This is a genomic window from Streptomyces sp. NRRL F-5123 (assembly GCF_000721495.1).
Classification (GTDB): domain Bacteria; phylum Actinomycetota; class Actinomycetes; order Streptomycetales; family Streptomycetaceae; genus Actinacidiphila.
This window is the reverse complement of record NZ_JOHY01000068.1, coordinates 32,920-55,508: the sequence shown is the minus strand read 5'-3', so window position 1 is coordinate 55,508 and position 22,589 is coordinate 32,920. Positions and strand designations below refer to the sequence as shown.

The window sequence follows — 22,589 nt, the reverse complement described above, 5'->3', positions numbered from 1 at the left end:
GTCAGAACACCTCGGGGCACCACGGGCGGCGCGCGGTGCGGAAGAGGACGTCCGCGGTCGCGGCGGCGCCCGGGCGGTGCTCGGCCAGCAGGCCCAGCGTGGTGAGCCGCAGCGCGGACTCGTCCCCGAGGTAGAGCCGCCCGAGGTCGGCGACGTCCAGGCTCAGATCGGGTGCGGCACCCGGCGCGGGCGCGCAGCGCGGGCCGGCGTCCGGCGCGGTCTCCAGCCGGAAGGTGCCGCCGGCCAGGCCCGCCTCGTCACGCACCTCCAGCACGAGGTCCGCGGCGACCGGGGCGTAGCCGCGGGCGCTGAGGGCGACGGGGACGTCCAGCACCCGCAGCCACATGAAGTCCGCGTGCGTCTCGACGCGGGCGGCGCGGGGGTCGCCCAGCAGCAGCGGCAGCACGTCGTCCGGCGGGCGGTGGTCCGTGGTGACCTTCGTGACCCAGTCGAGGGAGAGCACGTGCCGCCAGAGGGCCGCCTCCGCGGCGGGCGTCGCGGCGATCAGGCTCACCACGGTCACGTCGGCGTGCGGCAGCTTGTTCGGCCAGTGCGGGTCGTTGACGCGGTACGCCGCCAGGCCGTCGACCTCGCCGGTCGCGGTGTCGCGGTAGGCGACGAAGAAGGGTGCGCTGTAGCCGTTCGAGGCGTAGACCACCGCGCCGGTGTGCTGGTCCCACCACGGCTTGCCGCGGCTGATCGCGCCCGGCGTCGCGCGGCGCACCCGCTCGTGCAGGTCGGGCCCGAAGGCCCGCACCTCGGCGCCGCTCACCAACTCGACGCCGCCCTCCGCCGGGTCCGGCCCGGCGTACCGCCGGTCCAGCGCCGCCCGGGGCGTGTCGACCTCCCAGCTGGTCACCCAGGTCGCGGGCCCGAAGCCGAAGCGGCCGTAGATCGGGTACTCCGCGGCGACCAGGATCGCCACCGCGTCCCCGCGCTCCTTCGCCGCCGCGAGGTCGGCGGCCATCAGCCTGCTCGCCAGCCCGCGCCGCCGGTGCGTCGCCGTGACCGACACGTTGGTGATCGCGTCGGCGCTCACGGTTGCGCCACCCGGCACGGTCAGCTCCCGCGGCATGCTCCGGAAGGTCGCGACGCACTTGCCTCCCTCGAAGGCCCCGCGCGTACGGTCCAGCTCCATCGTCGCGCGCCGCAACGGGATCTCCTCCGGAGAGAGGTCCACCGCGCGGTGGAACCCGTTGTTCAGCGCCTTCAGCCACTCCGCGACGTCGTCGTCGCCCAGCGTGCGAATTTCTGTCCCCATCGGGGCACGGTACGCACACCGTGCGTGCCCCCGCACCCGGTTATCCTCCCGCCGGCCGGCCGCACCGACGGCGGCTTGCGTGCGCAGTCCCCGCGCCCCTGAAAACGCTCACCCTCGCCCGCAGGACCCGCCCCGCAGGGGAAGCCCCCATCAGGGGCTCGCGCATGCCGCGCAGGCGAACAAGCCAGGGGCGCGTGGGGGCACCTCCCGGGCGAAGCTCTGGGGGAGAACTGCGCGACCAGCCCACCACCGGCGGAAGGTCGCGCGGCCCGCCGCAAGGGGCACCCCGGAGCGCGAACCCCGCTCAGCCCTCGCAGAGAAGATCTTCGATACGCGCCTCACCCTCGCGGTAGCGGCGGGTGATCTCGGCGGAGCAGCCGTCGACGGTGTGCTGGAGGCGCTGTCGGCGCCCCGACACCTCCTGCTCGTGGCGCGCCAGCCGCGCCATCGCCTCGTCGAGCTCGGCGTCCGTGCGCGCTTCGAGGTCGGAGAGCTCCACCTCGGCGAGTATCTCCTCGGCGAGCCGCTGGACGCGCGGGGTGAGCGGGGTGCCGAGGGTGACGTGGCGGGCGGAGGAGCGGACGCGGGAGGGGCCGTCCGCGAGGATCTCCGGGAGGCGGTCCAGGACGGGTACGGGTGCGGGCGCGTCCGGCCCCGGCCCCTCCCCGGAGGACCTCGCGGGAGCGCGGCGGCGGAGTTCGGCCCGCAGGATGTCGATCCGCCCGTGCAGCAGGCGGCGCAGGTACGACAGGTCGGCCTCCTCGCGCTGGGCGTCGCGGCGCAGGGCGCGCAGCGCGGGCAGGTCGAGGGCGCCCAGGTCGGGCTCGGCGGTGTCGGCGAGCGGGGCACGGGGCGCGGGCGGGCGGGACGGCCCGGGTGCGTCGGCCTTGAGCATGGGTGGCCCTTCCTGGTGGGCGTGGGCTTCTGCGGCGCCGCCGGCCGGTGTGGGCGGCGGTGCCGGGAGTCTGTCCGGCGTCGGTTGCGGTCATGCGTGTCGTCCCCCGCACGCAGCACACGCGAGGTGCGGTCACCCGCGTGCGCGACGGGTTGCCGCGCACACCGGGTGCAGGTCACCCCGGGTACGCGACCGGCCGCCGCGCACGCGAGTGCGAGTCACCCCCCGTACGCGGCGGGCTGCCGCGGGTCCGGGGATCCTGGCGTCGATGCTGCCACCTGGGCCCGAGGCCGCGCAGCGACTCTGCACCCGAACGGGCCTCGCAACAGTTGTGCGAAGCCGCCGCCCCGGCGCGGGGAGCCGGTGCCGCGCGCCCCCTCGCGTACGCCCCACCCGCGGGTCGGCGCCCCCGGCGCGCGCGTCACAATGGGCGCATGCGTGCGGTGGCCCAGCGGGTGAGCGAGGCGAAAGTCGTGGTCGACGGGCGGACGGTCGGGGCCGTCGAGGGGCCCGGGTTGTGCGTGCTGGTCGGGGTGACGCACGACGACACCGAGGAGAAGGCCGCCCAGCTCGCCCGCAAGCTGTGGACGCTGCGCATCCTCCCGGACGAGAGGTCGTGCTCCGACATCGGCGCGCCGCTGCTGGTGATCAGCCAGTTCACGCTGTACGGGGACGCCCGCAAGGGCCGCCGCCCGACGTGGAACTCCGCCGCGCCCGGGCCGGTCGCCGAGCCGCTCGTGGACGCCGTCGTCGCCGAGTTGCGCGCGCTCGGCGCAACCGTCGAGACGGGCGTCTTCGGCGCCGACATGAAGGTGTCGCTCACCAACGACGGGCCCTTCACCGTCGTCCTGGAGATGTGAGCGCCGGACGGCTCAGGGCGCGACGACGGTCTCCTGGGTGGCGGCCGTCTCGTCGGCCACGAGCGTCGCGCCCTCGGGGGTGTTGCGCTTGACGACCGCGAGCGCGATCGGCCCCAGCTCCCAGTGCCGCGCGGACGACGTGACCGTGCCGACGACGCGGCCCTCGCCGCCCTCCTCCGCCACCCGCAGCGGGGTGCCGTGCCCGGGCAGCCGGACCTCGCTGCCGTCCAGGTGCAGGAAGACCAGCCGGCGCGGCGGGCGGCCGAGGTTCTGCACGCGGGCCACCGTCTCCTGGCCGCGGTAGCAGCCCTTGTGCAGGTGGACGGCGGTCTCCAGCCAGCCCAGCTCGTGCGGGATGGTGCGGTGGTCGGTCTCCAGGCCGAGCCGCGGCCGGTGCGCCTCGATGCGCAGCGCCTCGTACGCGAGCACGCCCGCGGGCGGTCCCGCCTGGGCGGCGAAGTCCTCCAGGCTCTCGCGCGGCACGAACACGTCCCGCCCGTAAGGCGTCTCGCGCACCGCCCAGCCGTCCGGGAGCGGCACGATGGAGCCCGCGGGGAGGTGGACGAGGGCGAAGCGGCCGGTCGCGTCGGCGGTCTCGACCCGGTAGAAGAACTTCATGCTCTCCAGGTACGCGAGCAGCGCGCCCTGGGTGCCGGGCTCGACGTGCAGCCACGTCGTCTCCCCGTCGTCCACGAGGTAGAGCGCGTGCTCGATGTGGCCGTGCGGGGAGAGGATGAGCGCCTCGGTGGCCTGCCCGGGCGGGAGCTGCTCGACGTGCTGGGTGAGCAGCAGGTGCAGCCACGGCAGCCGGTCGGCGCCGGTCACGGTGACGACGCCGCGGTGCGAGAGGTCCACGAATCCGCGGCCGTCGGCGAGCGAGCGCTGCTCGCGGAAGAGGTCGCCGTAGTGCGCGGCCACCCCTTCGTCGGGGCCTTCCGCCGCGACAGCGCCGGGCAGCGACAGCAAGGGGCTCTTCGTCGTCATGCCGTCAAGACTACGACCCGCCCGGCGCGGACTCCGCGCCGTCCTCCGCCGCTTCGCGGGCCGCCGCCTTCGCCGCGCAGTCCGCGCAGCGGCCGAAGATGGCGAAGTGCTTCATGTCCGTCTCGAAGCCGAAGCGCTCGCGCAGGCCCTCGCCGAGCGGCGCGGCCAGCGAGACGTCGGCCTCGGTGACCACGTCGCAGTCGCGGCACACCAGGTGCATGTGGTCGTGCCGGTCGGCGAGATGGTACGTGGGGGCACCGTGGCCCAGGTGGGCGTGGCTGACCAGGCCCAGCTCCTCCAGCAGCTCCAGGGTGCGGTAGACGGTGGAGATGTTGATCCCCGAGGCGGTCCTGCGCACCTCGCACAGGATGCCGTCCGGGGTGGCGTGCTCCAGGGCGTCGACCGCTTCCAGCACCAGCTGCCGCTGCGGCGTGAGGCGGTAGCCGCGGCGGCGCAGGTCGCTCTTCCAGTCGGTGGTGACCACGTGGCCAGTGTAGGGCGGTGGCGCCCCCGCGCCCCGGGTCCGGACCGCGGGCAGGGGTCGGACCCCTACGTCCTAACCGCCGCGCGGCGGTTACTTGAAGAAGGCGATCCCGTCGTCCGGGAGGTCCTTGAGGTCACCGACCCACTCGCGCGGGTCCACGACCTTCTTCAGGTGCGCGGACATGTACGGGCGCAGCGGCACGGACGGCGTGGCCTTCTCGCCGACCCACATCAGGTCGCTCTTCACGTAGCCGTACAGCCGCTTGCCGCCGCTGTACTCCGGGGCGAAGGGCAGCCGGGCGACCGCGTCCGTGACCAGGTCGATCTGCGGCTTGCCCTCGGCCAGCTCACCGGTCCAGATCTCGACGACGCCCTCGTCGCGGGTCGTCGTGACGTCCACCTTGCGGTCCGCGCCGATCCGCCAGTAGCCCGTCTCGCTCTCCAGCGGGCGGGTCTTCTTGCCCTCGGCGTCCAGCACCCAGGTGTGCGAGGTGTACTCCAGGAACGGCCGGCCGTCGTGGCGGAAGACGACCTCCTGCCCGAAGTTGCACTTCTCGGCGCCGGGGAATTCGAAGACGCCCGCGCCCTCCCAGCGGCCGAGGAGGAAGGCCAGCGGCACGAGGTCGGGGTGCAGGTCGGACGGGATCTCGATCATGTCAGCGCTGGCCCTGGTAGAGCTTCTTGACCGCGTAGAGCGCGAACGCGGCGACGGCGACGCACACCAGCACGAGCAGGGCGTCGAAGTAGTACTCAATGTGCACGGGACGTGCTCCTCGCGAGGGCAGCGGGCAGGGCCGCCGCCAAGTCTAGTGCGCGGCCTCGCGCGGACGCGGACAGGCCGTCTGACGTGGGGGGCGGCGGAAAGCGCCCGGCCCCCGCGCCGGGTGCGGCGGAGGGGCCGGGGCCTTCCGTGGGACAGGGGGACGGGGGCGGGCGGGGTCAGCCGAGCATCTGCGCCTGGAGGGCGACCGTCTGGGCGAAGGCCTGCTCCGGTACGGCGCCGCCCTTGCGGGTGAGCGTCACGACCGCGACGGTGTCGCCCGCGCCGACGGCGGCGTACCGCGTCATCTCGGGGCCGTACGGGGTCTTCTCGCCGAACGCGTGGACGGCGGTGCCCTCGGGGTGGGTGAGGTCGCTCGGCGCGGAGTCCTTCTCGCCCGCGGACACGCCCTTGGGGGGCGTCGACCCCTGGTCCTGGAGGTAGCGGCCCGCGTAGGCCCTGGAGATGAACTGGAGCAGGTACACCTCACCGCGGGTGCCGTCCGGCATGGTCCAGCCGCGGGCCGCGATGTGCCGCAGGCCGCCCTCGTTGAGCGCGGCCTCCTGCTGCGGGCCGTCGCCGTTCGGGCGCGTCGCGAGGTAGGCGGAAGGCGGCAGCCAGCCCTTCGCGCCGGGGAGTGCGGCGTCGTCCACCGCGTCCTGCGGCTCGGGGAGGAGCAGGGTCCGCAGGTCGGCGTAGTGCACGGCGGCGGGGTTGTGCGTGGAGTCGAAGGGGCGGGGCTTGCTGCCCGGCAGCTGCGGCAGCGCGAGCGCGGGGTACGTCCAGCGTCCGTCGTCGGGCGTCTTGAGGCCGGGGATCTTCGTACGCTCCGGGCGCGTCACGGCGTAGGCCGTACCGGCGCCGAAGACGGCGAAGACCAGCAGCACCGCGGTCCAGCGCAGCCTCACCCGCGTCCGCGGGCTCATCCGCCGGGGCGCGGACGGCACGGCCTGCGCGCCGGTCACGTATCCGGGCGGGGGCGGTGGGTACGCGGCCGGTGCGTACGCAGGGGGCGCGTACGCGGACGGGGCGGCGGGGTGCACGGCTTCGGGAGCGGGCGGCGCGGGCGCGGGCGGGGACTCGGGGGCCGGTGCGGGGGCCTCGGGGACGGGCACGGGCCCGGGCTCGGCGGGCCCGCCTGCGGCGGGGACGGGCGCAGGCTCGGGGACCTCGGACGCGTCGGACATCAGATGCCCTCCTCCGGTGCCTTGACCCGGTCGAGCTGGAGGCGCAGCAGCGAGGAGATGTCGTCCTCGTCGAGCGCCGTGCCGACCGCCTGGAACTGCACCATCAGGTCGCCCTCCGTGGCCTCGCAGAACATGGTGTCGACGGACGGATAGTCGTAGTTGTCGTAGTCGTCGCTGTAGTCGTCGTCGCTGTAGTCGTCGTCGGAGTTGTCGGAGGGGCGCACGCACACCGCGTGCGGGTAGCCGGGCACGTCCGGGCCCATCTCCAGGTACTTCGAGCCCTTGGTCAGCGAGCGGTAGGCCTCCGGCCCGGCGTTCGCGGCCGTCTTGTTGCCGACCTGCACGAGGAAGAGCTGGTACGTCTGCTTGTTGTCCGCGGTGCGATACGTGCGCAGGGCGGCGCCCTTGACGTGCATCGCGTCGATGTCGGCTTCGAGCTGGCGGCGCTGCGCGGAGGTGAAGAGGGAGGATCCGCTGTCGCCGCCCATGAGCAGCGTCTTCGCCCGCGAGGCGTCGAGGACGGAGTCGTTCCCGAACTGCTCGACGTCCGGGCCCGGCCGCATGCTCTCGGGCATCGGCAGCAGCATCTGGCCGAGGTCGCCGACATGGGTACCGCCCGCGGTCACCGCGTACGTGCTGCTCGGCGTCGGGGTGGCCGTCGCCGACGGCTCGGCCACGGGCGTGCCGGGCCTGCCGCCCCCGTCGCCGTCCCGGGTGAGCGCGTAGCCCCCGCCGGCCGCGGCGACCACCACGAGGGCGCCGGCCACGAGCAGCGCGGTCCGCCGCTTCCTCCGCGGGGGCGCGGGCGGCACGGGTGTCTCCCACGCCGGGTAGGCGTACGGCTGCCCGCCCGGGTATCCGTACGCGGAGGGCGGCGGCGGTACGGGCGCGGCGAACGCCGCGGGCTGCACGGGAAGCACACCCTCGGGGGCCGCTCCCGTCCCGGTGTCCGGCGCGGGCGCGGGCTCCGGGGTCACCTCGGCGGCAGGCTCCGGCGCGGGCGCCACCTCCGCGGCAAGCTCGGGCGCGGGCTCGGCGGCAGGCTCGGGCGCGGGCTCGGGCGTCACCTCGGCGGCCGGGGCCGCTTCCGGCTCGGGTACGGCGGGCGCCTCGGGCTGCGCGGGGCGCGGGGTCTCGTCGCTCACAGCCGCTCCAGCTGCTTCGTGATCACGGACTGGAGGGCTTTCTCACTCACCGGGTCGAGCGACGAGATGTAGACCTCGACGAAGATGTTCCCGACCCGGGCGTCGGCCTGGCCGACGTAGACCTCCAGGTCGTCCTCCTTGTAGGGCTTGCTCGAGGCGAACACCGTGCCGTCCACGGTGCCGGGCAGCGGCACCGCGTGCTGCTGGTGGTCGCGGTCCGCGTTGCCGGCGGAGTCGCGCAGCGCCTGCTCGGTGTAGACACTCGTGTCGTCGCGGTACTGGGTGAGCAGGACGTCGGTGGTGACCGCGTCGTCGTGCCCGCTGTCCCAGGAGGCCTCGACCGCGCGCCGGAATCCGCGCTCGTTGAGTTCCTCGAAGGAGTTGTACCCGTCCAGCTCGTCGGCCAGTTCCGCCTGCGTGACCCAGCCGCGCTCGCTGTGCTTGGCCCCGTCGGGGGCCGCCACCAGCATCTTGAGCAGGTTGCCCTCGTAGATCGCGTTGCGGTCGTCGGCGACCTGGGGCGCGGGCTGCGTGGGCCCGGGGCCCGCGGGCTGGGTCGGGCCCGCGGCGACGAGCGGCGGCAGCGGTGTGGCCGGGCGGCCGCTCTGCACGGCGTAGCCCGCCCCGCCGCCGGCCAGCACGCCGAGCACGAGAGCCGCGGCGAGCACGAGCGTGAGCTTCCGCCGGGTCATCGGCCGGTAGGGCCGCTCGGCGGGCACGGGCGGGGCGGTGGCCCCGGTCAGCTCCGGTTCGAAGGACGGGGCCCGTTCCCCGTCCGCTCCGCCGTCGTCGTCGCGGCGCACGTCGCCGCCCAACTCCTCCATGGGTGCCCCCCCAGGCGCATGTACGTACACGTGTGCGACCGATCACACACAGACTCGTATTATGTCCAGCCGCCACACCGCATCCCCACCGAATATGCACAGACCCGACGTGATGTGTGCCACATACACCCAGCACCTAGGCTGGTCGGATGGCGAACAAGCTGGTGATCAAGGTGACGGCGGGCGCCGACGCGCCCGAGCGGTGCTCGCAGGCCTTCACGGTGGCCGCGGTCGCGGTGGCGAGCGGTGTGCAGGTGTCGCTGTGGCTGACGGGCGAGTCTGCCTGGTTCGCACTGCCGGGGAGGGCCGCGGAGTTCGAACTCCCGCACGCCGCGCCGCTTCCCGACCTGCTCGACGCGGTCGTCGGAGCGGGCCAGGTCACGCTGTGCAGCCAGTGCGCCGCCCGTCGCGACATCACCGAGCGGGACGTCCTGCCGGGTGTCCGCATCGCGGGCGCGCAGGTCTTCGTCAGCGAGATCATGCCGGAGGGCGTGCAGGCGCTCGTCTACTGAGGCGCGCGCACGCACGAGGACGCACGCACGAAGAGCAGACAGAGCGCACAAAAAAAGCGGGGCCTGGCGGCCCCGGCCTCATCTGCGGTGGTCCTTGCGGCCCCGCCCCTCCAGTTCGTTCCACCACGCGTCCGACTGCGGGTCGCCGGTGTCGGAGACACCCTGCCCGTCGTCGGCGCCGTCGCCGTCCTCCGACCCGTCCTGCTCGTCGAACCACCGCTCCCCCGGGCGGCGCCGGTTGGCGACGATCGCCGCGAAGGGCGGGATGGTCATGGCCACCAGGCACATCACGATCGCTGCCGGAACGGACCACAGGCGCACGACTGCCCACGCCATGACGAACAGCACCACGCAGGTGCCCATCATGGCGAAATACCAGTGACGGCGTCGTGCGTCCACATGTCAACGGTACGTCCGCCAGGCGGATACCGAAACAGAACGGACGGAACGGACCGCGCCCGTACGGGAGAGGGCGGGCCGCGGCGGAGGGCCGCACCCCGTCGCGGGATGCGGCCCTCCACAGAACAGCCGTACAGCCGTACAGCCGTACAACGACCGTATGCCGGTCGAACCGTCTCAGACGGCGATGGCCACCTCGGACGCCGTGCCCTGCTGGGCAACGACCGTGCGGTCCACGGTCGCGCCGGGTACGAGCGCGCGCAGCGTCCAGGTGCCGGGCGCCGCGAAGAAGCGGAACTGCCCGGTCGCCGAGGTCGGCACCTCGGCGGTGAACTCGCCGCCGCCGTCCAGGAGTCGCACGTAACCGCTGACGGGCTCGCCGTCACGGGTGACGGAGCCCTGGATGATGGTCTCCTTGGCCACGTCGATGCCCGCCAGTTCCGGGCCGCCGGCCTTCGCTCCACACATAACGTTCAGTCCTCGCCTTGTCGCTGGGGGTCGTCGATCGGGGTGATCGGAGTCGGGGTCAGTTGGCGCCGAGCTCGATCGGCACGCCCACCAGCGAGCCGTACTCGGTCCACGAGCCGTCGTAGTTCTTGACGTTGCCCTGGTCGAGCAGCTCGTGCAGCACGAACCAGGTGAGCGCGGAGCGCTCGCCGATGCGGCAGTAGGCGATGGTGTCCTTGGCCAGGTCGACGTTCTCGTCCTCGTAGAGCTTCTTCAGCTCGTCGTCGGACTTGAACGTGCCGTCGTCGTTGGCGTTCTTCGACCACGGGATGTTGCGGGCGCTCGGCACGTGGCCGGGGCGCTGCGACTGCTCCTGCGGCAGGTGGGCCGGGGCGAGCAGCTTGCCGGAGAACTCGTCGGGCGAGCGCACGTCGACCAGGTTCAGCGAGCCGATCGCGGCCACGACGTCGTCGCGGAAGGCGCGGATCGCGGTGTTCTGGGCCTTGGCCTTGTACTCCGTCGCGGGGCGCGTGGGCACGGCGGCGACGAGGTCGCGGGAGTCCAGCTCCCACTTCTTGCGGCCGCCGTCGAGCAGCTTGACCGAGTCGTGGCCGTAGAGCTTGAAGTACCAGTAGGCGTAGGACGCGAACCAGTTGTTGTTGCCGCCGTAGAGGACGACCGTGTCGTCGTTGGCGATGCCCTTGGCGGACAGCAGCGCCTCGAAGCCCGCCTGGTCCACGAAGTCGCGGCGGACCGGGTCCTGGAGGTCCTGCTTCCAGTCGATGCGGACGGCGTTCTTGATGTGGTTCTTGTCGTACGCCGAGGTGTCCTCGTCCACCTCGACGATGACCACCTTGGGGTCGTCGATGTGGGCCTCGACCCAGTCGGCGTCGACCAGGACGTCACTGCGGCTCATGCTGTTCTCCTCCGGGGCAGTACGGATGCTGCGGTTGCTGCGTGGTACGCGGCGCACGGTGCGTTTGCGGTGCGAGGTGCGGGGGTGCGGTGCGGGCCGGCGGCCTTGTCGGCGAGCGGCACGGCGCGGGGCAGGCAGGAGCGCTGACGCCTTGCGGCCGGACGCGCGGTGCGGGAGAGCTGCCGCCCCTCAGGGCATGCGACAGAGCATGGCGGCGACGCGGCACAGGTCGACTGCCCGCCGCTTCGTGAGATCCGCCTGTCGCTTCATGGTCCCGATCGTAGGGAAGCGGACCCGCGAGTGTCACCGGCGTGTCAAATGACGAGACAAGATTGTCCATATACCGGAAAACGGGCGGGCGCCGCAGCGTCCCGCCCGCCTCCGCGGTGATCGTCCCCGACCGGAAGGCCGCGGTCAGGCCGTGGATCAGCCCGACACCAGCTCCACGTTCTGCCCCGCGGCCTTGATGTCCATTCCGGTGGCGGTGCCGACCGCCTTGGTGAGGGTGATCCCGTGGGGCAGGTGGGTCAGGTTCGCCTCGAAGTCGATCTGCTTGCGGACGGAGGATTCCAGGCCCAGCGCGGTGATCTCCTTGGGCATGCTCTCGGCGTGCAGGGTGATCTTCTGGCCGCTCACCACGACCTTGCTGAACACGCTGAGGTCACCGCCCATGCCGGGCAGCGACGCGGACAGCTTCACCCGCGCGGAGCCGTCGGCGGCCGGCGGCGCGGCGCTCACCCTGATCCCGGCGGGCGCGGACTTCGACAGGTCGTCGTAGCTCACGAAGGCGTCGCCGGTGGCCCGGTCTGCGGTCGCCCTGGAGAAGCTGTCGGAGAGCTTCACGTCGTAGAGGTCGGCGGTGAAGGTCGTGATCCGCACCTCCTGCCGCCCACCGCCCGCGTTGACGTCCTCGGCCTTGATCGAGACGTGCTTGATCTTGCCGAAGAGCACCTGCGTCAGGAACGGCCGCGGGAAGTGGTCTATCGACAGCGCCGGCTTGTGCTCCAGGCCCTCGGACGTACGGGCCTTGTCCGCGGCCCGGTCCTCCACCACGCGCACCGCGAACCAGTCGGCGGCGTAGAACAGGCCGCCGAGTATCACCACGATGACCAGGATCGTCCGCCATACCCGCCACGAACCCATACGTCCGCCACTCCCCAATCGGTCCCGCCCCTGACACTTCCCGCAACGCCTGACGGGCGGCAGGGGGGCCGCGGTTCCCCCCGGCTCCGAACCGTTACCTCAGGTCAGCGCGCGGCCCAGAGCGTAGACGACGGGTGCCGCGGCGGTGAGCGGCAGGGCCACCCCCGCGGTGAAGTGCACGAAACGGGACGGGAAGTCGTAGCTCGCCACCCGCAGCCCGACCAGCGCGCACGCCCCGGCCGCGACCGCGAGCAGCACGCCCTTCCCGGCGCCCAGATCGCCCGCCGGTCCGGTCAGCGCGCCCGTCGCCGCGGCCGCGAGCAGTGCCGCACCGAGCGAGACCGGCTCGCCGGGCAGCGGCAGCGCGCGCACCAGCGCCGCGGCGGCGACCGCCACCGCACCCGCGACGACCGGGCCGTGACCGGCGTCCGACACCTGGGTCGCCAGATAGCCGCAGGCCAGCACGGTGATCAGCGTCGAGGCCGAGGTCGCGGTGAGGGACGACAGGCGCTCGTCGGCGCTGCCGTGGTGGCGCAGCTGCAGCACGAGCACGAGCAGCAGCCATACGCCGAGCGTGCCCAGCACCACGGCGGGCGCGTGGTCCCCGTCGGCGGCGAGCATGCCGATGTCGGCGGTCACGCCCGCGAGGAAGGCCAGCACGATGCCCTGCCGGGCGGGCCACATGCCGTTGAGCCGGAACCACCCGGCGGCCGTGACCGCCTGGAGCAGCACCAGCACGACCGCGAGACCCGGCTTGCCGACCGCCGCGCCGCCCGCGAGCAGCAGGCCGAGCCCCGCGGTGAGGGCGGCGGGCTGGATGCCGGGCGCGATGATCGGCGAGCCGGTACGCCCGTCCGGCCGTACGGGCGCGGGGCCGCCGCGCCGGGCGGCACGGGGGCCGGGGGCCGCGCCGTCCGCGCCGTCCGCGCCGGGGACCGTGGGCAGGACGGCGGTGTGCTCGGCCGCGTACGGCTCGGCCTCGGCGGGCCCGGCGGCGTACGCGTGCGGGGCGGTCTGCTCGTGGGGCTGCGACTGCCAGGGGGCGCCGGTGTCCACGCCGGTGGCGTCGTAGCCGAGCGGGCCGTGGCCGAGCACCTGGCCGGGGGCGGCCGGGTCGTAGCCGGGCGGCGTCCCGTAGCCGGGGGCGGGGTCCGCGCCGTAGGCGGCGGTGCCGTAGCCGGGGGCGGGATCGGGCGTGACGTAGCCGGGTCCGCCGTCGGCGTAGGGGGGCTGCGCGGTGCCGTAGCCGGGGGCGGCCTCCGTGTACGGGGGCTGCGGGGCGTTCCAGGGGTGGGCGGACGGCGGGGTGGCGCCCCAGCCGTCGCCGGACGCGCCGTAGCCGGGGCTGCCGTACGCCGTGCCGTCCGGTCCCGCGGTGTGGGCCGACCAGTCGTCGCCGGGCGGCGGGGCGCCGAAGGGGGTGCCCTGGTCGGCGTACGGGTGCGGCCCGGAGGGCAGCGGCTCGGGCACGTAGGCGCCGTCGGCGGGGTAGGGCGCGGCTCCGTGGGCCCGCTCGTCGTGGCCGCGGCCCTGCGCGTCGCCCTGGCCGGGGCCGGGGCCGTAACCGTACTGGCCGCCGTCGCGGTGGTCGCTCATGCCGAGCCTCCCGCGAAGGGGGGCAGCACCTCGACGGTCGCGCCGTCCGGGAGCGGCACCTCGGCGTGGTCGCGGGTGCCGACGGGGGTGCCGTCGACGAGGAAGGAGCAGCGGCGCAGCACGCGCGCGAAGTCCGGCTGACCGGCGTGCCGCTGCCGGACGGCGTTCAGCGCGTCGGCGAGCGTCGCCGCGCGGTAGTCCTCCTCCGCCGTGCCCGCGGCGGCCTTGGCGGCGGCCCAGTAGCGGATCGTGCCCGCTGCCGGGCGAGCGGCCGTGTCGGTTGCGGCCATCGGGGCTCCGTCCCTCATCGTGCGTCGTGGTGCTGTTACCGCTCGTACGGTCCGTACGGTGCCGCGCGCCCCTGCGGGGTGCGGCGACGTCCATGATGGCCCTTCGCGCCGCCCCACGGGGTCACCGGAGGCTCACCGGCCCGCGCCGCTCGCGGTGATCCAGGCGCCGACGCGGCCGAGCAGCCGGGCGTCCGCGGCGTTCTCGGCGTGCCCGAAGCCGCGTTCGATCCACAGCTCCGCGCCGTCCCCGCCCGCCGCGGCGGCGAGCGAGAGGGGGTGGTCGAGCGGGAAGTAGCCGTCCCGGTCGCCGTGCACGATCAACAGCGGCACGGGCGCGATGTACGGCACGGACTCGACGGGCGAGCGCGGCACCGGGTCCCAGTCGCGGGTGTGGATCCGGGTGCCCAGGCCCACCCGGGACACCAGCCGCCCCGCGGGCCGGGTGATGACCCAGTGCACCCGCCGCATCGGCGCCGTACCGCGGTAGTACCAGCGGGCGGGCGAGCTGACGGACACGACCGCGTCGACCGGCCGCAGCCCCGCGTCCGCCCCGGCCCCGGCTTGCCGGAGCACCACGGAGCCGCCCATCGAGAAGCCGACCGTCGCGACGCGCGCGTAGCCCAGCCTGCGCGCCCAGCCCACCGCCGCGTCCAGGTCCAGGACCTCGCGGTCGCCGACCGTGGAGCGGCCGCCCGAGCCGCCGTGACCGCGGAAGGAGAAGGTCACGACCCCGCCCTCGGCGCCGAGCACACCCGCCGCGCGGCGCACCGCGGGGCGCTCCAGGGCGCCGGTGAAGCCGTGCGCGACGACGACGGCGAGGTCCTTCGCGCCGCCCGCCGCCGGGCGGTGTTCGGCTTCGATCGGGATGCCGTCGGATGTCAACAGAACGGCACGCCGACCACCCGAAGTGAGCGCGGAAACACACAAAGGCCTGTCGCGAGGGTCGGCAGCGGTGGTCATGTCGGCTATTCTTCCGTGCAAGAGGACCTGGGCAATGCCGCCCCCGGGTCCTTTCGTGCTTTTTTGCACCGGTCCGACCGACGGGAGATCCGTGTGAGTTCTCTGCTGCTGCTGACGAACGCACTCCAGCCGTCCACCGAGGTGCTGCCCGCGCTCGGGCTGCTGCTGCACAACGTGCGGGTCGCCCCCGCCGAGGGCCCGGCCCTCGTCGACACCCCGGGCGCCGACGTGATCCTCATCGACGGGCGCCGCGACCTGCCGCAGGTCCGCAGCCTGTGCCAGCTGCTGCGCTCGACCGGACCCGGCTGCCCGCTCGTGCTCGTCGTCACCGAGGGCGGCCTCGCCGCGGTGACCGCGGACTGGGGCATCGACGACGTGCTGCTGGACACCGCGGGCCCGGCGGAGGTCGAGGCGCGGCTGCGGCTCGCGATGGGCCGCCAGCAGATCGCCGGGGACGACAGCCCGATGGAGATCCGCAACGGCGACCTGTCGGTCGACGAGGCCACCTACAGCGCCAAGCTCAAGGGCCGGGTCCTGGACCTGACCTTCAAGGAGTTCGAGCTGCTGAAGTACCTCGCCCAGCACCCGGGCCGGGTCTTCACCCGCGCCCAGCTGCTCCAGGAGGTGTGGGGCTACGACTACTTCGGCGGCACCCGCACGGTGGACGTGCACGTACGGCGACTGCGGGCCAAACTCGGCGTCGAGCACGAGTCGTTGATCGGCACGGTGCGCAACGTCGGCTACCGTTTCGTCACCCCGGAGAAGGCCGAGCGGGGTGCCGAGGAGGCCGCCGGGGCGGCCGAGCCGGCGGCCCGGCGCGGGAGCCCTTCGTCCGCAGAGCAGACGGTATGACAATCCGTGTGACGAACGGATAGACACGCGTAGACTTCCCGTCGTGCCCAAGGTGACGCGCGACGACGTGGCCAGGCTGGCGGGGACCTCCACCGCGGTCGTCAGCTACGTCATCAACAACGGACCCCGGCCGGTAGCCCCGGCCACCCGCGAGCGCGTGCTCGCGGCCATCAAGCAGCTCGGCTACCGCCCGGACCGCGTGGCCCAGGCGATGGCGAGCCGCCGTACCGACCTGATCGGCCTGATCGTGCCGGACGCACGCCAGCCGTTCTTCGCGGAGATGGCGCACGCCGTCGAGCAGGCCGCGTCCGAGCGCGGGAAGATGGTGCTGGTCGGGAACTCCGACTACCTCGACGAGCGCGAGACGCACTACCTGCGGGCCTTCCTCGGCATGCGGGTCTCCGGCCTGATCCTGATCAGCCAGGGCCTCAGCGACAACGCCGCCACCGAGATCGACGCGTGGGACGCCCGGGTGGTGCTGCTGCACGAGCGGCCCGAGGCGATCGACGACATCGCGGTGCGCACCGACGACATCGGCGGCGCGCAGCTCGCGGTGCGGCATCTGCTGGAGCACGGCCACCCGTACGTCGCGTGCCTGGGCGGCACCGAGGTCACGCCCATGGTCGGCGACCCGGTCACCGACCACGTCGAGGGCTGGCGGCGCGCGATGGAGGAGGCCGGGCGCAGCACCGAGGGCCGGCTCTTCCAGGCCCCGTACAACCGCTACGACGCCTACGAGGTCGCGCTCGGCCTGCTGTCCGGCCCGGACCGGCCGCCGGCGATCTTCTGCGCGACGGACGACCAGGCGCTCGGCGTGCTGCGGGCCGCGCGGGAGCTGCGCATCGAGGTGCCCGAGGAACTCGCGGTCGCGGGCTTCGACGACGTCAAGGAGGCCGCGCTCGCCGACCCGCCGCTGACCACGGTCGCCTCCGACCGGCAGGGCATGGCGCGCGCGGCGGTGGACGCGGTGCTGGACGACTCGCTGCGGGTGCCGGGGGCACGGCGCGAGCGGCTGCGGCAGTTCCCTTCCCGGCTGGTGGTCCGGCAGTCCTGCGGCTGCCACTGACCCGTGGCCCGCCCGGGCGGTCGGGGGCCGGCACACCGTCCGGGGCGGGATCCGATCGGCCGGACGCTTATCTTTATATCGGGCATACGGGGTTCTGCCGGGCTTCTCAGCGTGTGCTCAGCCCGCTCTCATAATCCGGCCGCACAGTCGTAGACATGACCGACGAGAGCAGCCGCAACGGCGAACCCCAGTACCCGTACGACCCGCAGCTTCCGCTCTACTCCGAGTCCCGGGCGCCGGACGCGCCGGCCCCGTCCGAGCCCCACGCGCAGGGCGCCCCGGCACCGTCCGGCCCCCAGCCGCCGGAGACCCCGGTCCTGTCCGGCACCGTCCACCCCGCCGGCGGCCACCCCGGCTTCCCGCCGCCGCCCCCTTACGACCCGTACGGCCAGGCGGCGGCCCCCGGTCCCTTCGGCGAGCCCGCCGCCCCCGCCCGGCGGCGCCGGGTGCCCCGGCCCGTCGCGCTCATGGCGGCCGCGGCGGTCGCGGCCGGCCTGATCGGCGGCGGCGTCGGCGCCTTCATCGGACACGCCACCGGCGACTCCGCGAGCGGCTCCGTGCACGCCGCCGCCACCAGCTCCGCCGCGGTCAACGCCGCCGCGCTGGACGGCACCGTGGCCGGCGTCGTCAAGGCCGTCGACCCCAGCGTCGTCGAGATCACCGCAAGCTCCAGCCAGGGCAAGGCGACCGGCTCCGGCGTGATCATCACCGCGGACGGCCAGGTCGTCACCAACAACCACGTGGTCGCCGGCGCCCAGCAGATCAGCGTCACCTACGCCTCGGGCAAGTCCGCCGCCGCGAAGGTGGTCGGCACCGACGCCAAGAAGGACCTCGCGCTCATCAAGATCCAGGGCGCCTCGAACCTGCCCGCCGCAACGCTCGGCGACTCCTCCTCGGTGGCCATCGGCGACCAGGTCGTCGCCATCGGCTCCCCCGAGGGCCTCAGCAACACCGTGACCAGCGGCATCGTCTCGGCGCTCAACCGCGAGGTCACCGTGCCGGTCGAGACCGGCCAGAACCAGAACAGCCAGGGCTTCGGCCAGGGCGGCAACGGCGGCCGGGGCGGCGACCAGTGGCCCTTCTCCTTCGGCGGCAACCAGTACAACGGCGACACCGGCAGCTCCACCACGACGTACAAGGCGATCCAGACCGACGCCTCGCTCAACCCCGGCAACTCCGGCGGCGCCCTCATCAACATGGCCGGCCAGATCATCGGCATCAACTCGGCCATGTACTCCGACTCCTCCTCCGACGGCTCCTCCTCGTCGTCGTCGGGCAGCGTCGGCCTCGGCTTCGCGATCCCGGTCAACACCGTGAAGGCGGACCTGCCCACGCTGCGGGCGGGCGGCGCCGACAGCACGAGCGGGACGAACGGCACGAGCTGACGCGGTCGGTCAGCGGCGTGCGAGGCTGGGACGCCGGCTCCCCCGGGGGCCGGCCCCGCCCGCACCGCGCTCCCGTACCGCCCGCCCCCGTCCCTGAAGCCGGCCCGTACCCGGCCCCGTTTCCCCGCGAGGATGCAGATGAACACTGGTCCCGGCTCCGCACCCGGCACCTCAGACGCCGGCGAGACCGCCGCCCGCGTCCTGGTCGTCGACGACGAGCCCGCCGTGCGCGAGGCCCTGCGGCGGAGCCTGGCCTTCGAGGGCTACGACACCGAGCTGGCCGCCGACGGCCTCGCGGCGCTCGACGCCGTCGACGCGTACCACCCGGACGCGATCGTGCTGGACGTGCTCATGCCGCGGATGGACGGCCTGACCACCGCCCGCCGGCTGCGCGCGACCGGGGTGACCACGCCCATCCTCATGCTCACCGCCCGCGACACCGTCGGCGACCGGGTCACCGGTCTCGACGCGGGCGCCGACGACTACCTCGTCAAGCCCTTCGAGCTGGACGAGCTGCTCGCCCGGCTGCGCGCCCTGCTGCGCCGCAGCTCCTACGCCACGGCGGCGGCCGCGGGCGGCGGCGGCGCCGAGCAGGTGCTGTCCTTCGCCGACCTGCGGATGGACGTCACGACCCGCGAGGTCGCCCGCGGCGGCACCCCGGTCGAGCTGACCCGCACCGAATACACCCTGCTGGAGCTGTTCCTCACCCACCCGCGGCAGGTCCTCACCCGCGAGCAGATCCTCAAGGCCGTGTGGGGCTTCGACTTCGAGCCGTCCTCGAACTCCCTCGACGTCTACGTGATGTACCTGCGCCGCAAGACCGAGGCCGGCGGGCTGCCGCGCCTGGTCCACACCGTGCGCGGCGTCGGCTACGTGCTGCGTGCACCGGAGGGCGGTCACGCGTGAGACGGCTCGCCCTGCGCTCCCGGCTGGCCCTGCTGACGGCCGCCGCGGTGGCGGTCGCGGTCGCGGCGGCGGCGTTCGCGTGCTGGTTCATCACGCGGGACCAGCTCATGGAGGAGCTGGACAAGTCGCTGCGGCAACCGGACACCATCTCGTTCGGGGTGATCAACAACACCCTGCGGCAGGACGGCTGCCACCCGAACGCCCCGGCCCGGAGCGACGCCCCCGGCCGTTTCATCTCGACGACCACCTCGGCGCAGGTCGTGCTGGCCGACGGGACGTCCTGCTGGGTGCAGGGGCACATCACCATCCCGGTCACCGACGCCGACCGCCAGGTCGCGTCCCAGCAGCTGCCGGACGGCGCGCTGCACACCGTCACCGCCGACGGGCACAAGCTGCGGGTGTACACCGCGCCCACCAACATCGTGGTGAACGGCGTGCCCGCCGCGGTCTCCGTGGCGCGGCCGCTCAGCGACGTCACCGACCCGCTCACGAAGCTCGCGTGGCTGCTGCTCGCCGTCGCCGGGATCGGGGTGGTGGGCGCGGCGACCGCGGGGCTGTGGGTCGCGCGGACCGGGCTGCGGCCGGTGGACCGGCTGACCGAGGCCGTCGAGCACGTCGCCGCGACCGAGGACCTGAACGTCCGGCTCCCCGTCGAGGGCGAGGACGAGATCGCCCGGCTCGGGCAGTCCTTCAACGCGATGACCGCGGCGCTCGCGTCCTCGCGGGACCGCCAGCAGCAGCTCATCGCCGACGCCGGGCACGAGCTGCGCACCCCGCTGACGTCGCTGCGCACCAACATCGAGCTGCTGGAGCGCAGCGAGGCGACCGGCCGGGCCATCCCACCGGAGGACCGGCGGGCGCTGCTGGCGTCGGTCAAGGCGCAGATGACGGAGCTGGCCGCGCTGATCGGCGACCTCCAGGAGCTCAGCAGGGCCGACGCGGCCGCCCCCTCCCTCACCGTGGTGCCGCTGCACGAGATCGCCGGGACCGCGCTGCGCCGCGCCCGGCTGCGCGGCCCCGGCCTGACGATCGGCGCGGACCTCGCGCCCTGGTACGTGCGGGGCGAGGCGGCGGCGCTGGAGCGGGCCATCGTGAACCTGCTGGACAACGCGGTGAAGTTCAGCCCGCCGTCCGGCGCGATCGACGTCGCCCTGCACGAGGGGCGGCTCAGCGTGCGCGACCACGGGCCGGGCATCCCGGCGGAGGAGCTGCCGCACGTCTTCGAGCGCTTCTGGCGCTCGCCCACCGCGCGCTCGCTGCCGGGCAGCGGGCTGGGGCTGTCGATCGTGGCCCGCACCGTCCAGCAGGCGGGCGGCACGGTCACCCTCGCACCCGCCGAGGGCGGCGGCACACTGGCGACCGTGCAGCTCCCCGGCGCCCCCACGGCCCCGCCGGAGACGCTCCCGGAGACCTGAGGCGTCTCACTATACGGAATTACCGTCTCACATCCCGGCGAACGGAGAATACTTGCGCGCACCATCCACATCGGGGAGGTGCGCCGGACATGCGGCGTTGGATCATGTTGGGGCTGGGGACGGCCGCGCAGACCGCGGCCTGCGCCTTCGTCTACGGAGTGCCGTACCTGGCCGACGACCTGCGCGGACGCGAGGGGCTCACGCTCACGCAGGTCGGCGTGCTCGTCGCCTGCCCCACGGTGGGCCTGGTGCTCGCGCTGTACGGGTGGGGCGCCGCCGCCGACCGCTGGGGCGAGCGGGTGGTCATCGCCGCCGGGCTCGGCGGAGCCGCCGGGGCGCTGGCCGCCGCCGCGTGGGGCGTGCACAGCATGGTCGCTCTCGGGGCGCTGCTCGCCGTGGCCGGGGCCGCCGGGGCGTCCGTCTACTCCGCGAGCGGGCGGCTGGTCATGGGCTGGTTCGGCAAGGAGCAGCGGGGGCTCGCGATGGGCATCCGGCAGACCTCCACACCGCTGGGCATGGGCGTGGCCGCGCTGGCCATGCCGCCGCTGGCCGACGGGCACGGGCTGCCGGGCGCCTTCGGCTTCCTGGCCGTGACGTGCGGGGCCATCGCCGTACTGATCGCCCTCTTCGCCGCCGACCCGGCCCGCCCGCAGGCCGCCGCGGCCGGGCCCGCGCCCAACCCGTACCGCGGGTCGAGCCTGCTGTGGCGCATCCACGGCTCCGCCGCGCTGCTGGTCATCCCGCAGTTCACCGCCGGTGCCTTCGCGCTGGTGCTGCTGGTGGACGTACGCGGCTGGACGCCCGTGCACGCCGGGCAGCTCATCGCCGCCGCGCAGGGGCTGGGGGCGCTGTCGCGCATCCTGGTCGGGCGGTGGTCCGACCGGGTCGGCAGCAGGCTGCGGCCCATGCGGCAGCTGGCGCTGCTGACCGGGGCCGTCGTCGGCGCGACCGCGCTGGGCGCCGCCTTCCCGTCGCCGCTGACGCCGGCCCTGCTGGTCGCCGCGATCGGCATCACCTCCAGCACCAACGGACTGTCCTTCACCTCCACCGCCGAGCACGCCGGCCCCGCCTGGTCCGGGCGGGCACTGGGCGTCCACAACACGGGGCAGAACTTCACCGCCGCGGTCGTGCCGCCGCTGATGGCCGCCCTCATCAGCGCCGCCGGGTACTGGCCGGGCTTCGCCCTCGCCGCGGCCGCCACATGCGCCTCCGCCGGGCTGATTCCGGTACACGGGGCCGTGCCCGCCGCGGACCGCGCGGACCGGGCCCGTACGATTCCGGCATGAGCGCCCGGCGGATCGACACCCTGACCGAACTGCCCGCCGGCACCGCGCGCGCGGTGCTGGACCTGATCGAGGACGCCGCGGCGGCCGACGGCCAGCCCGCGGTGTCCGAGCAGGGCCGGCTGCACGTACGGCACCCCGGCCGCCCCGGCGTGCGCCACCTGCTGCTGCGGGTCCCCGAGGGCGACGGCGACGAGGAGGTGCTCGCCGGCTACGCGCAGGTCGAGGACACCGACCCGGTCGAGGCGCCCGCCGCGGAATTCCTCGTCCACCCGCGGCACCGGCTGCACGGCCACGGGCGGGCCCTCGGCGACGCGCTGCTCACCGCGACAGCCCGGCGGCTGCGCGTCTGGGCGCACGGCGGCCACCCCGCCGCCCGGCACCTGTCCGTGCAGCTGGGCCTGCAGCTCTTCCGCGAGCTGCGGCAGATGCGGCGGCCGCTGGACGCGGACCTCTCGGGGCTGCCCGCGCCCGTCCTCCCCGAGGGCGTCACCGTCCGTACCTTCCGCCCCGGCGAGGACGACGCGGCGTGGCTCGCCGTCAACGCCGCCGCCTTCGCCCACCACCCCGAGCAGGGCTCCCTCACGCAGCGCGACCTCGACGACCGCAAGGCGGAGCCCTGGTTCGACCCCGCCGGCTTCTTCCTCGCCTTCCGCGGCGACCGCCTCGTGGGCTTCCACTGGACGAAGGTGCACGCCGACGTGGGCCTCGGCGAGGTGTACGTGGTGGCCGTCGCCCCCGGCGAGCAGGGCGGCGGCCTCGGCCGCGCCCTCACCACGATCGGCCTGCGCCACCTCGCGGCCGACCGCGCCCTCCCCGGCGTCCTCCTCTACGTCGACGCCGACAACACCGCGGCCGTCTCCGTCTACGAACGCCTCGGCTTCACCACCCACGAGGTCGACCTCATGTACCGCACGGAGAGCTGACCGCTACCCGCTGGGGCCGCCGGGTTCCGCTCCGGGGTGCCACCGGGGGTGCTTTGCGCGACCTTCCGCCGGTGGTGGGTTGCGCGCGCAGTTC

25 protein-coding genes are annotated in these 22,589 nt (G+C 74.3%); 9 read left to right on the top strand and 16 right to left on the bottom strand.

All coding sequences use genetic code 11. The features are described 5' to 3' along the window. Window position 1: 1 nt before the first annotated feature. Window positions 2-1,261 (bottom strand): GNAT family N-acetyltransferase, encoded by a 1,260-nt coding sequence (locus IH54_RS0134145; protein ID WP_031524534.1) that lies wholly within the window; start codon window positions 1,259-1,261, stop codon window positions 2-4. Window positions 1,262-1,565: 304 nt separating this feature from the next. Then, on the bottom strand, window positions 1,566-2,156 hold the full coding sequence (locus IH54_RS0134140) for a hypothetical protein (RefSeq protein ID WP_031524531.1): 591 nt from the start codon (window positions 2,154-2,156) through the stop codon (window positions 1,566-1,568). Between the two features lie 434 nt (window positions 2,157-2,590). Between IH54_RS0134140 and dtd the strand changes: the two genes are divergently transcribed. Then, window positions 2,591-3,016 carry a D-aminoacyl-tRNA deacylase gene (dtd, locus tag IH54_RS0134135; RefSeq protein WP_031524529.1) on the top strand — a complete coding sequence of 142 codons (426 nt, stop codon included), beginning with the start codon at window positions 2,591-2,593 and terminating at the stop codon, window positions 3,014-3,016. A gap of 12 nt (window positions 3,017-3,028) precedes the next feature. Here the strand turns inward: dtd and IH54_RS0134130 are convergent, their stop codons facing one another. The 6 genes from IH54_RS0134130 to IH54_RS42140 all read right to left on the bottom strand — a co-directional run bounded on the left by IH54_RS0134130 (window position 3,029) and on the right by IH54_RS42140 (window position 8,399). Beyond that, complete coding sequence (locus tag IH54_RS0134130; protein ID WP_031524527.1) at window positions 3,029-4,000, bottom strand: YgfZ/GcvT domain-containing protein; 972 nt, start codon at window positions 3,998-4,000, stop codon at window positions 3,029-3,031. A gap of 10 nt (window positions 4,001-4,010) precedes the next feature. Continuing rightward, window positions 4,011-4,484, bottom strand: coding sequence for a Fur family transcriptional regulator (locus IH54_RS0134125; RefSeq protein WP_031524525.1), 474 nt, complete (start codon window positions 4,482-4,484; stop codon window positions 4,011-4,013). Between the two features lie 90 nt (window positions 4,485-4,574). Continuing rightward, window positions 4,575-5,138, bottom strand: a complete 564-nt coding sequence (locus tag IH54_RS0134120; protein WP_031524523.1) for an FABP family protein — start codon at window positions 5,136-5,138, stop codon at window positions 4,575-4,577. A 284-nt stretch (window positions 5,139-5,422) separates the two neighbouring features. Beyond that, the gene (locus IH54_RS0134110) at window positions 5,423-6,430 is read right to left on the bottom strand and encodes a hypothetical protein (RefSeq protein WP_052398174.1); all 1,008 of its coding nucleotides are present in this window, start codon (window positions 6,428-6,430) and stop codon (window positions 5,423-5,425) included. Further along, window positions 6,430-7,575 (bottom strand): hypothetical protein, encoded by a 1,146-nt coding sequence (locus IH54_RS0134105; RefSeq protein ID WP_031524516.1) that lies wholly within the window; start codon window positions 7,573-7,575, stop codon window positions 6,430-6,432. The genes IH54_RS0134110 and IH54_RS0134105 overlap by 1 nt, the downstream gene beginning before the upstream one ends. Next, a complete protein-coding gene (locus IH54_RS42140; RefSeq protein ID WP_159012233.1) occupies window positions 7,572-8,399 on the bottom strand; it encodes a hypothetical protein in 828 nt (275 codons plus the stop codon). The genes IH54_RS0134105 and IH54_RS42140 overlap by 4 nt, the downstream gene beginning before the upstream one ends. Window positions 8,400-8,548: 149 nt before the next feature. On the opposite strand from IH54_RS42140, the gene IH54_RS0134095 reads away from it, so the two are divergent. Then, window positions 8,549-8,911 carry a DsrE family protein gene (locus IH54_RS0134095; RefSeq protein ID WP_031524512.1) on the top strand — a complete coding sequence of 121 codons (363 nt, stop codon included), beginning with the start codon at window positions 8,549-8,551 and terminating at the stop codon, window positions 8,909-8,911. 78 nt (window positions 8,912-8,989) lie between these two features. Here IH54_RS0134095 and IH54_RS0134090 read toward each other — a convergent pair whose 3' ends face one another. The 8 genes from IH54_RS0134090 to IH54_RS0134060 all read right to left on the bottom strand — a co-directional run bounded on the left by IH54_RS0134090 (window position 8,990) and on the right by IH54_RS0134060 (window position 14,662). Next, a complete protein-coding gene (locus IH54_RS0134090; protein ID WP_078862741.1) occupies window positions 8,990-9,310 on the bottom strand; it encodes a DUF3099 domain-containing protein in 321 nt (106 codons plus the stop codon). Window positions 9,311-9,487: 177 nt separating this feature from the next. Next, window positions 9,488-9,778 (bottom strand): DUF1416 domain-containing protein, encoded by a 291-nt coding sequence (locus IH54_RS0134085; RefSeq protein ID WP_031524508.1) that lies wholly within the window; start codon window positions 9,776-9,778, stop codon window positions 9,488-9,490. 58 nt (window positions 9,779-9,836) lie between these two features. Then, window positions 9,837-10,673, bottom strand: coding sequence for a sulfurtransferase (locus IH54_RS0134080; protein WP_031524506.1), 837 nt, complete (start codon window positions 10,671-10,673; stop codon window positions 9,837-9,839). Window positions 10,674-10,862: 189 nt separating this feature from the next. Further along, window positions 10,863-10,943 (bottom strand): putative leader peptide, encoded by an 81-nt coding sequence (locus IH54_RS48180; protein WP_355342331.1) that lies wholly within the window; start codon window positions 10,941-10,943, stop codon window positions 10,863-10,865. Window positions 10,944-11,099: 156 nt separating this feature from the next. Further along, complete coding sequence (locus IH54_RS0134075) at window positions 11,100-11,816, bottom strand: DUF2993 domain-containing protein (protein ID WP_031524505.1); 717 nt, start codon at window positions 11,814-11,816, stop codon at window positions 11,100-11,102. Window positions 11,817-11,915: 99 nt separating this feature from the next. Beyond that, window positions 11,916-13,412, bottom strand: a complete 1,497-nt coding sequence (locus IH54_RS42585) for a hypothetical protein (protein WP_031524504.1) — start codon at window positions 13,410-13,412, stop codon at window positions 11,916-11,918. Further along, window positions 13,409-13,702 (bottom strand): MoaD/ThiS family protein, encoded by a 294-nt coding sequence (locus tag IH54_RS0134065; protein WP_031524503.1) that lies wholly within the window; start codon window positions 13,700-13,702, stop codon window positions 13,409-13,411. Before IH54_RS0134065 ends, IH54_RS42585 begins: the two co-directional genes overlap by 4 nt. Window positions 13,703-13,834: 132 nt before the next feature. Beyond that, window positions 13,835-14,662 carry an alpha/beta fold hydrolase gene (locus IH54_RS0134060; protein WP_031524502.1) on the bottom strand — a complete coding sequence of 276 codons (828 nt, stop codon included), beginning with the start codon at window positions 14,660-14,662 and terminating at the stop codon, window positions 13,835-13,837. A 93-nt stretch (window positions 14,663-14,755) separates the two neighbouring features. Between IH54_RS0134060 and IH54_RS0134055 the strand changes: the two genes are divergently transcribed. The 7 genes from IH54_RS0134055 to mshD all read left to right on the top strand — a co-directional run bounded on the left by IH54_RS0134055 (window position 14,756) and on the right by mshD (window position 22,495). Continuing rightward, complete coding sequence (locus tag IH54_RS0134055) at window positions 14,756-15,514, top strand: response regulator transcription factor (protein WP_031524501.1); 759 nt, start codon at window positions 14,756-14,758, stop codon at window positions 15,512-15,514. A gap of 43 nt (window positions 15,515-15,557) precedes the next feature. Continuing rightward, the gene (locus IH54_RS0134050) at window positions 15,558-16,580 is read left to right on the top strand and encodes a LacI family DNA-binding transcriptional regulator (RefSeq protein ID WP_031524500.1); all 1,023 of its coding nucleotides are present in this window, start codon (window positions 15,558-15,560) and stop codon (window positions 16,578-16,580) included. 155 nt (window positions 16,581-16,735) lie between these two features. Next, window positions 16,736-17,965: a S1C family serine protease gene (locus IH54_RS0134045; protein ID WP_031524499.1), complete on the top strand. Its 1,230-nt coding sequence runs from the start codon at window positions 16,736-16,738 to the stop codon at window positions 17,963-17,965. Between the two features lie 138 nt (window positions 17,966-18,103). Further along, the gene (locus IH54_RS0134040) at window positions 18,104-18,871 is read left to right on the top strand and encodes a response regulator transcription factor (RefSeq protein WP_031524498.1); all 768 of its coding nucleotides are present in this window, start codon (window positions 18,104-18,106) and stop codon (window positions 18,869-18,871) included. Further along, a complete protein-coding gene (locus IH54_RS0134035; protein ID WP_031524497.1) occupies window positions 18,868-20,286 on the top strand; it encodes a sensor histidine kinase in 1,419 nt (472 codons plus the stop codon). Before IH54_RS0134040 ends, IH54_RS0134035 begins: the two co-directional genes overlap by 4 nt. Window positions 20,287-20,375: 89 nt before the next feature. Then, window positions 20,376-21,572 carry an MFS transporter gene (locus IH54_RS0134030; protein ID WP_052398173.1) on the top strand — a complete coding sequence of 399 codons (1,197 nt, stop codon included), beginning with the start codon at window positions 20,376-20,378 and terminating at the stop codon, window positions 21,570-21,572. Continuing rightward, entirely contained in the window at window positions 21,569-22,495 is a 927-nt protein-coding gene (gene mshD, locus IH54_RS0134025) for a mycothiol synthase (protein WP_031524495.1), read from the top strand. Before IH54_RS0134030 ends, mshD begins: the two co-directional genes overlap by 4 nt. The last annotated feature ends 94 nt before the right edge of the window (window positions 22,496-22,589 follow it).

Excerpts from the sequence above, each read along its gene's own strand:
- dtd (WP_031524529.1), top strand. The coding sequence starts at position 2,591 with ATGCGTGCGGTGGCCCAGCGGGTGAGCGAGGCGAAAGTCGTGGTCGAC.
- IH54_RS0134085 (WP_031524508.1), bottom strand. The coding sequence starts at position 9,778 with ATGTGTGGAGCGAAGGCCGGCGGCCCGGAACTGGCGGGCATCGACGTG.
- IH54_RS48180 (WP_355342331.1), bottom strand. The coding sequence starts at position 10,943 with ATGAAGCGACAGGCGGATCTCACGAAGCGGCGGGCAGTCGACCTGTGC.
- IH54_RS0134120 (WP_031524523.1), bottom strand. The coding sequence starts at position 5,138 with ATGATCGAGATCCCGTCCGACCTGCACCCCGACCTCGTGCCGCTGGCC.
- IH54_RS0134065 (WP_031524503.1), bottom strand. The coding sequence starts at position 13,702 with ATGGCCGCAACCGACACGGCCGCTCGCCCGGCAGCGGGCACGATCCGC.
- IH54_RS0134145 (WP_031524534.1), bottom strand. The coding sequence starts at position 1,261 with ATGGGGACAGAAATTCGCACGCTGGGCGACGACGACGTCGCGGAGTGG.
- IH54_RS0134095 (WP_031524512.1), top strand. The coding sequence starts at position 8,549 with ATGGCGAACAAGCTGGTGATCAAGGTGACGGCGGGCGCCGACGCGCCC.
- IH54_RS0134075 (WP_031524505.1), bottom strand. The coding sequence starts at position 11,816 with ATGGGTTCGTGGCGGGTATGGCGGACGATCCTGGTCATCGTGGTGATA.
- IH54_RS0134140 (WP_031524531.1), bottom strand. The coding sequence starts at position 2,156 with ATGCTCAAGGCCGACGCACCCGGGCCGTCCCGCCCGCCCGCGCCCCGT.
- IH54_RS0134040 (WP_031524498.1), top strand. The coding sequence starts at position 18,104 with ATGAACACTGGTCCCGGCTCCGCACCCGGCACCTCAGACGCCGGCGAG.
- IH54_RS0134045 (WP_031524499.1), top strand. The coding sequence starts at position 16,736 with ATGACCGACGAGAGCAGCCGCAACGGCGAACCCCAGTACCCGTACGAC.
- IH54_RS0134110 (WP_052398174.1), bottom strand. The coding sequence starts at position 6,430 with ATGTCCGACGCGTCCGAGGTCCCCGAGCCTGCGCCCGTCCCCGCCGCA.
- IH54_RS0134130 (WP_031524527.1), bottom strand. The coding sequence starts at position 4,000 with ATGACGACGAAGAGCCCCTTGCTGTCGCTGCCCGGCGCTGTCGCGGCG.
- IH54_RS0134030 (WP_052398173.1), top strand. The coding sequence starts at position 20,376 with ATGCGGCGTTGGATCATGTTGGGGCTGGGGACGGCCGCGCAGACCGCG.
- mshD (WP_031524495.1), top strand. The coding sequence starts at position 21,569 with ATGAGCGCCCGGCGGATCGACACCCTGACCGAACTGCCCGCCGGCACC.
- IH54_RS42585 (WP_031524504.1), bottom strand. The coding sequence starts at position 13,412 with ATGAGCGACCACCGCGACGGCGGCCAGTACGGTTACGGCCCCGGCCCC.
- IH54_RS0134080 (WP_031524506.1), bottom strand. The coding sequence starts at position 10,673 with ATGAGCCGCAGTGACGTCCTGGTCGACGCCGACTGGGTCGAGGCCCAC.
- IH54_RS42140 (WP_159012233.1), bottom strand. The coding sequence starts at position 8,399 with ATGGAGGAGTTGGGCGGCGACGTGCGCCGCGACGACGACGGCGGAGCG.
- IH54_RS0134060 (WP_031524502.1), bottom strand. The coding sequence starts at position 14,662 with ATGACCACCGCTGCCGACCCTCGCGACAGGCCTTTGTGTGTTTCCGCG.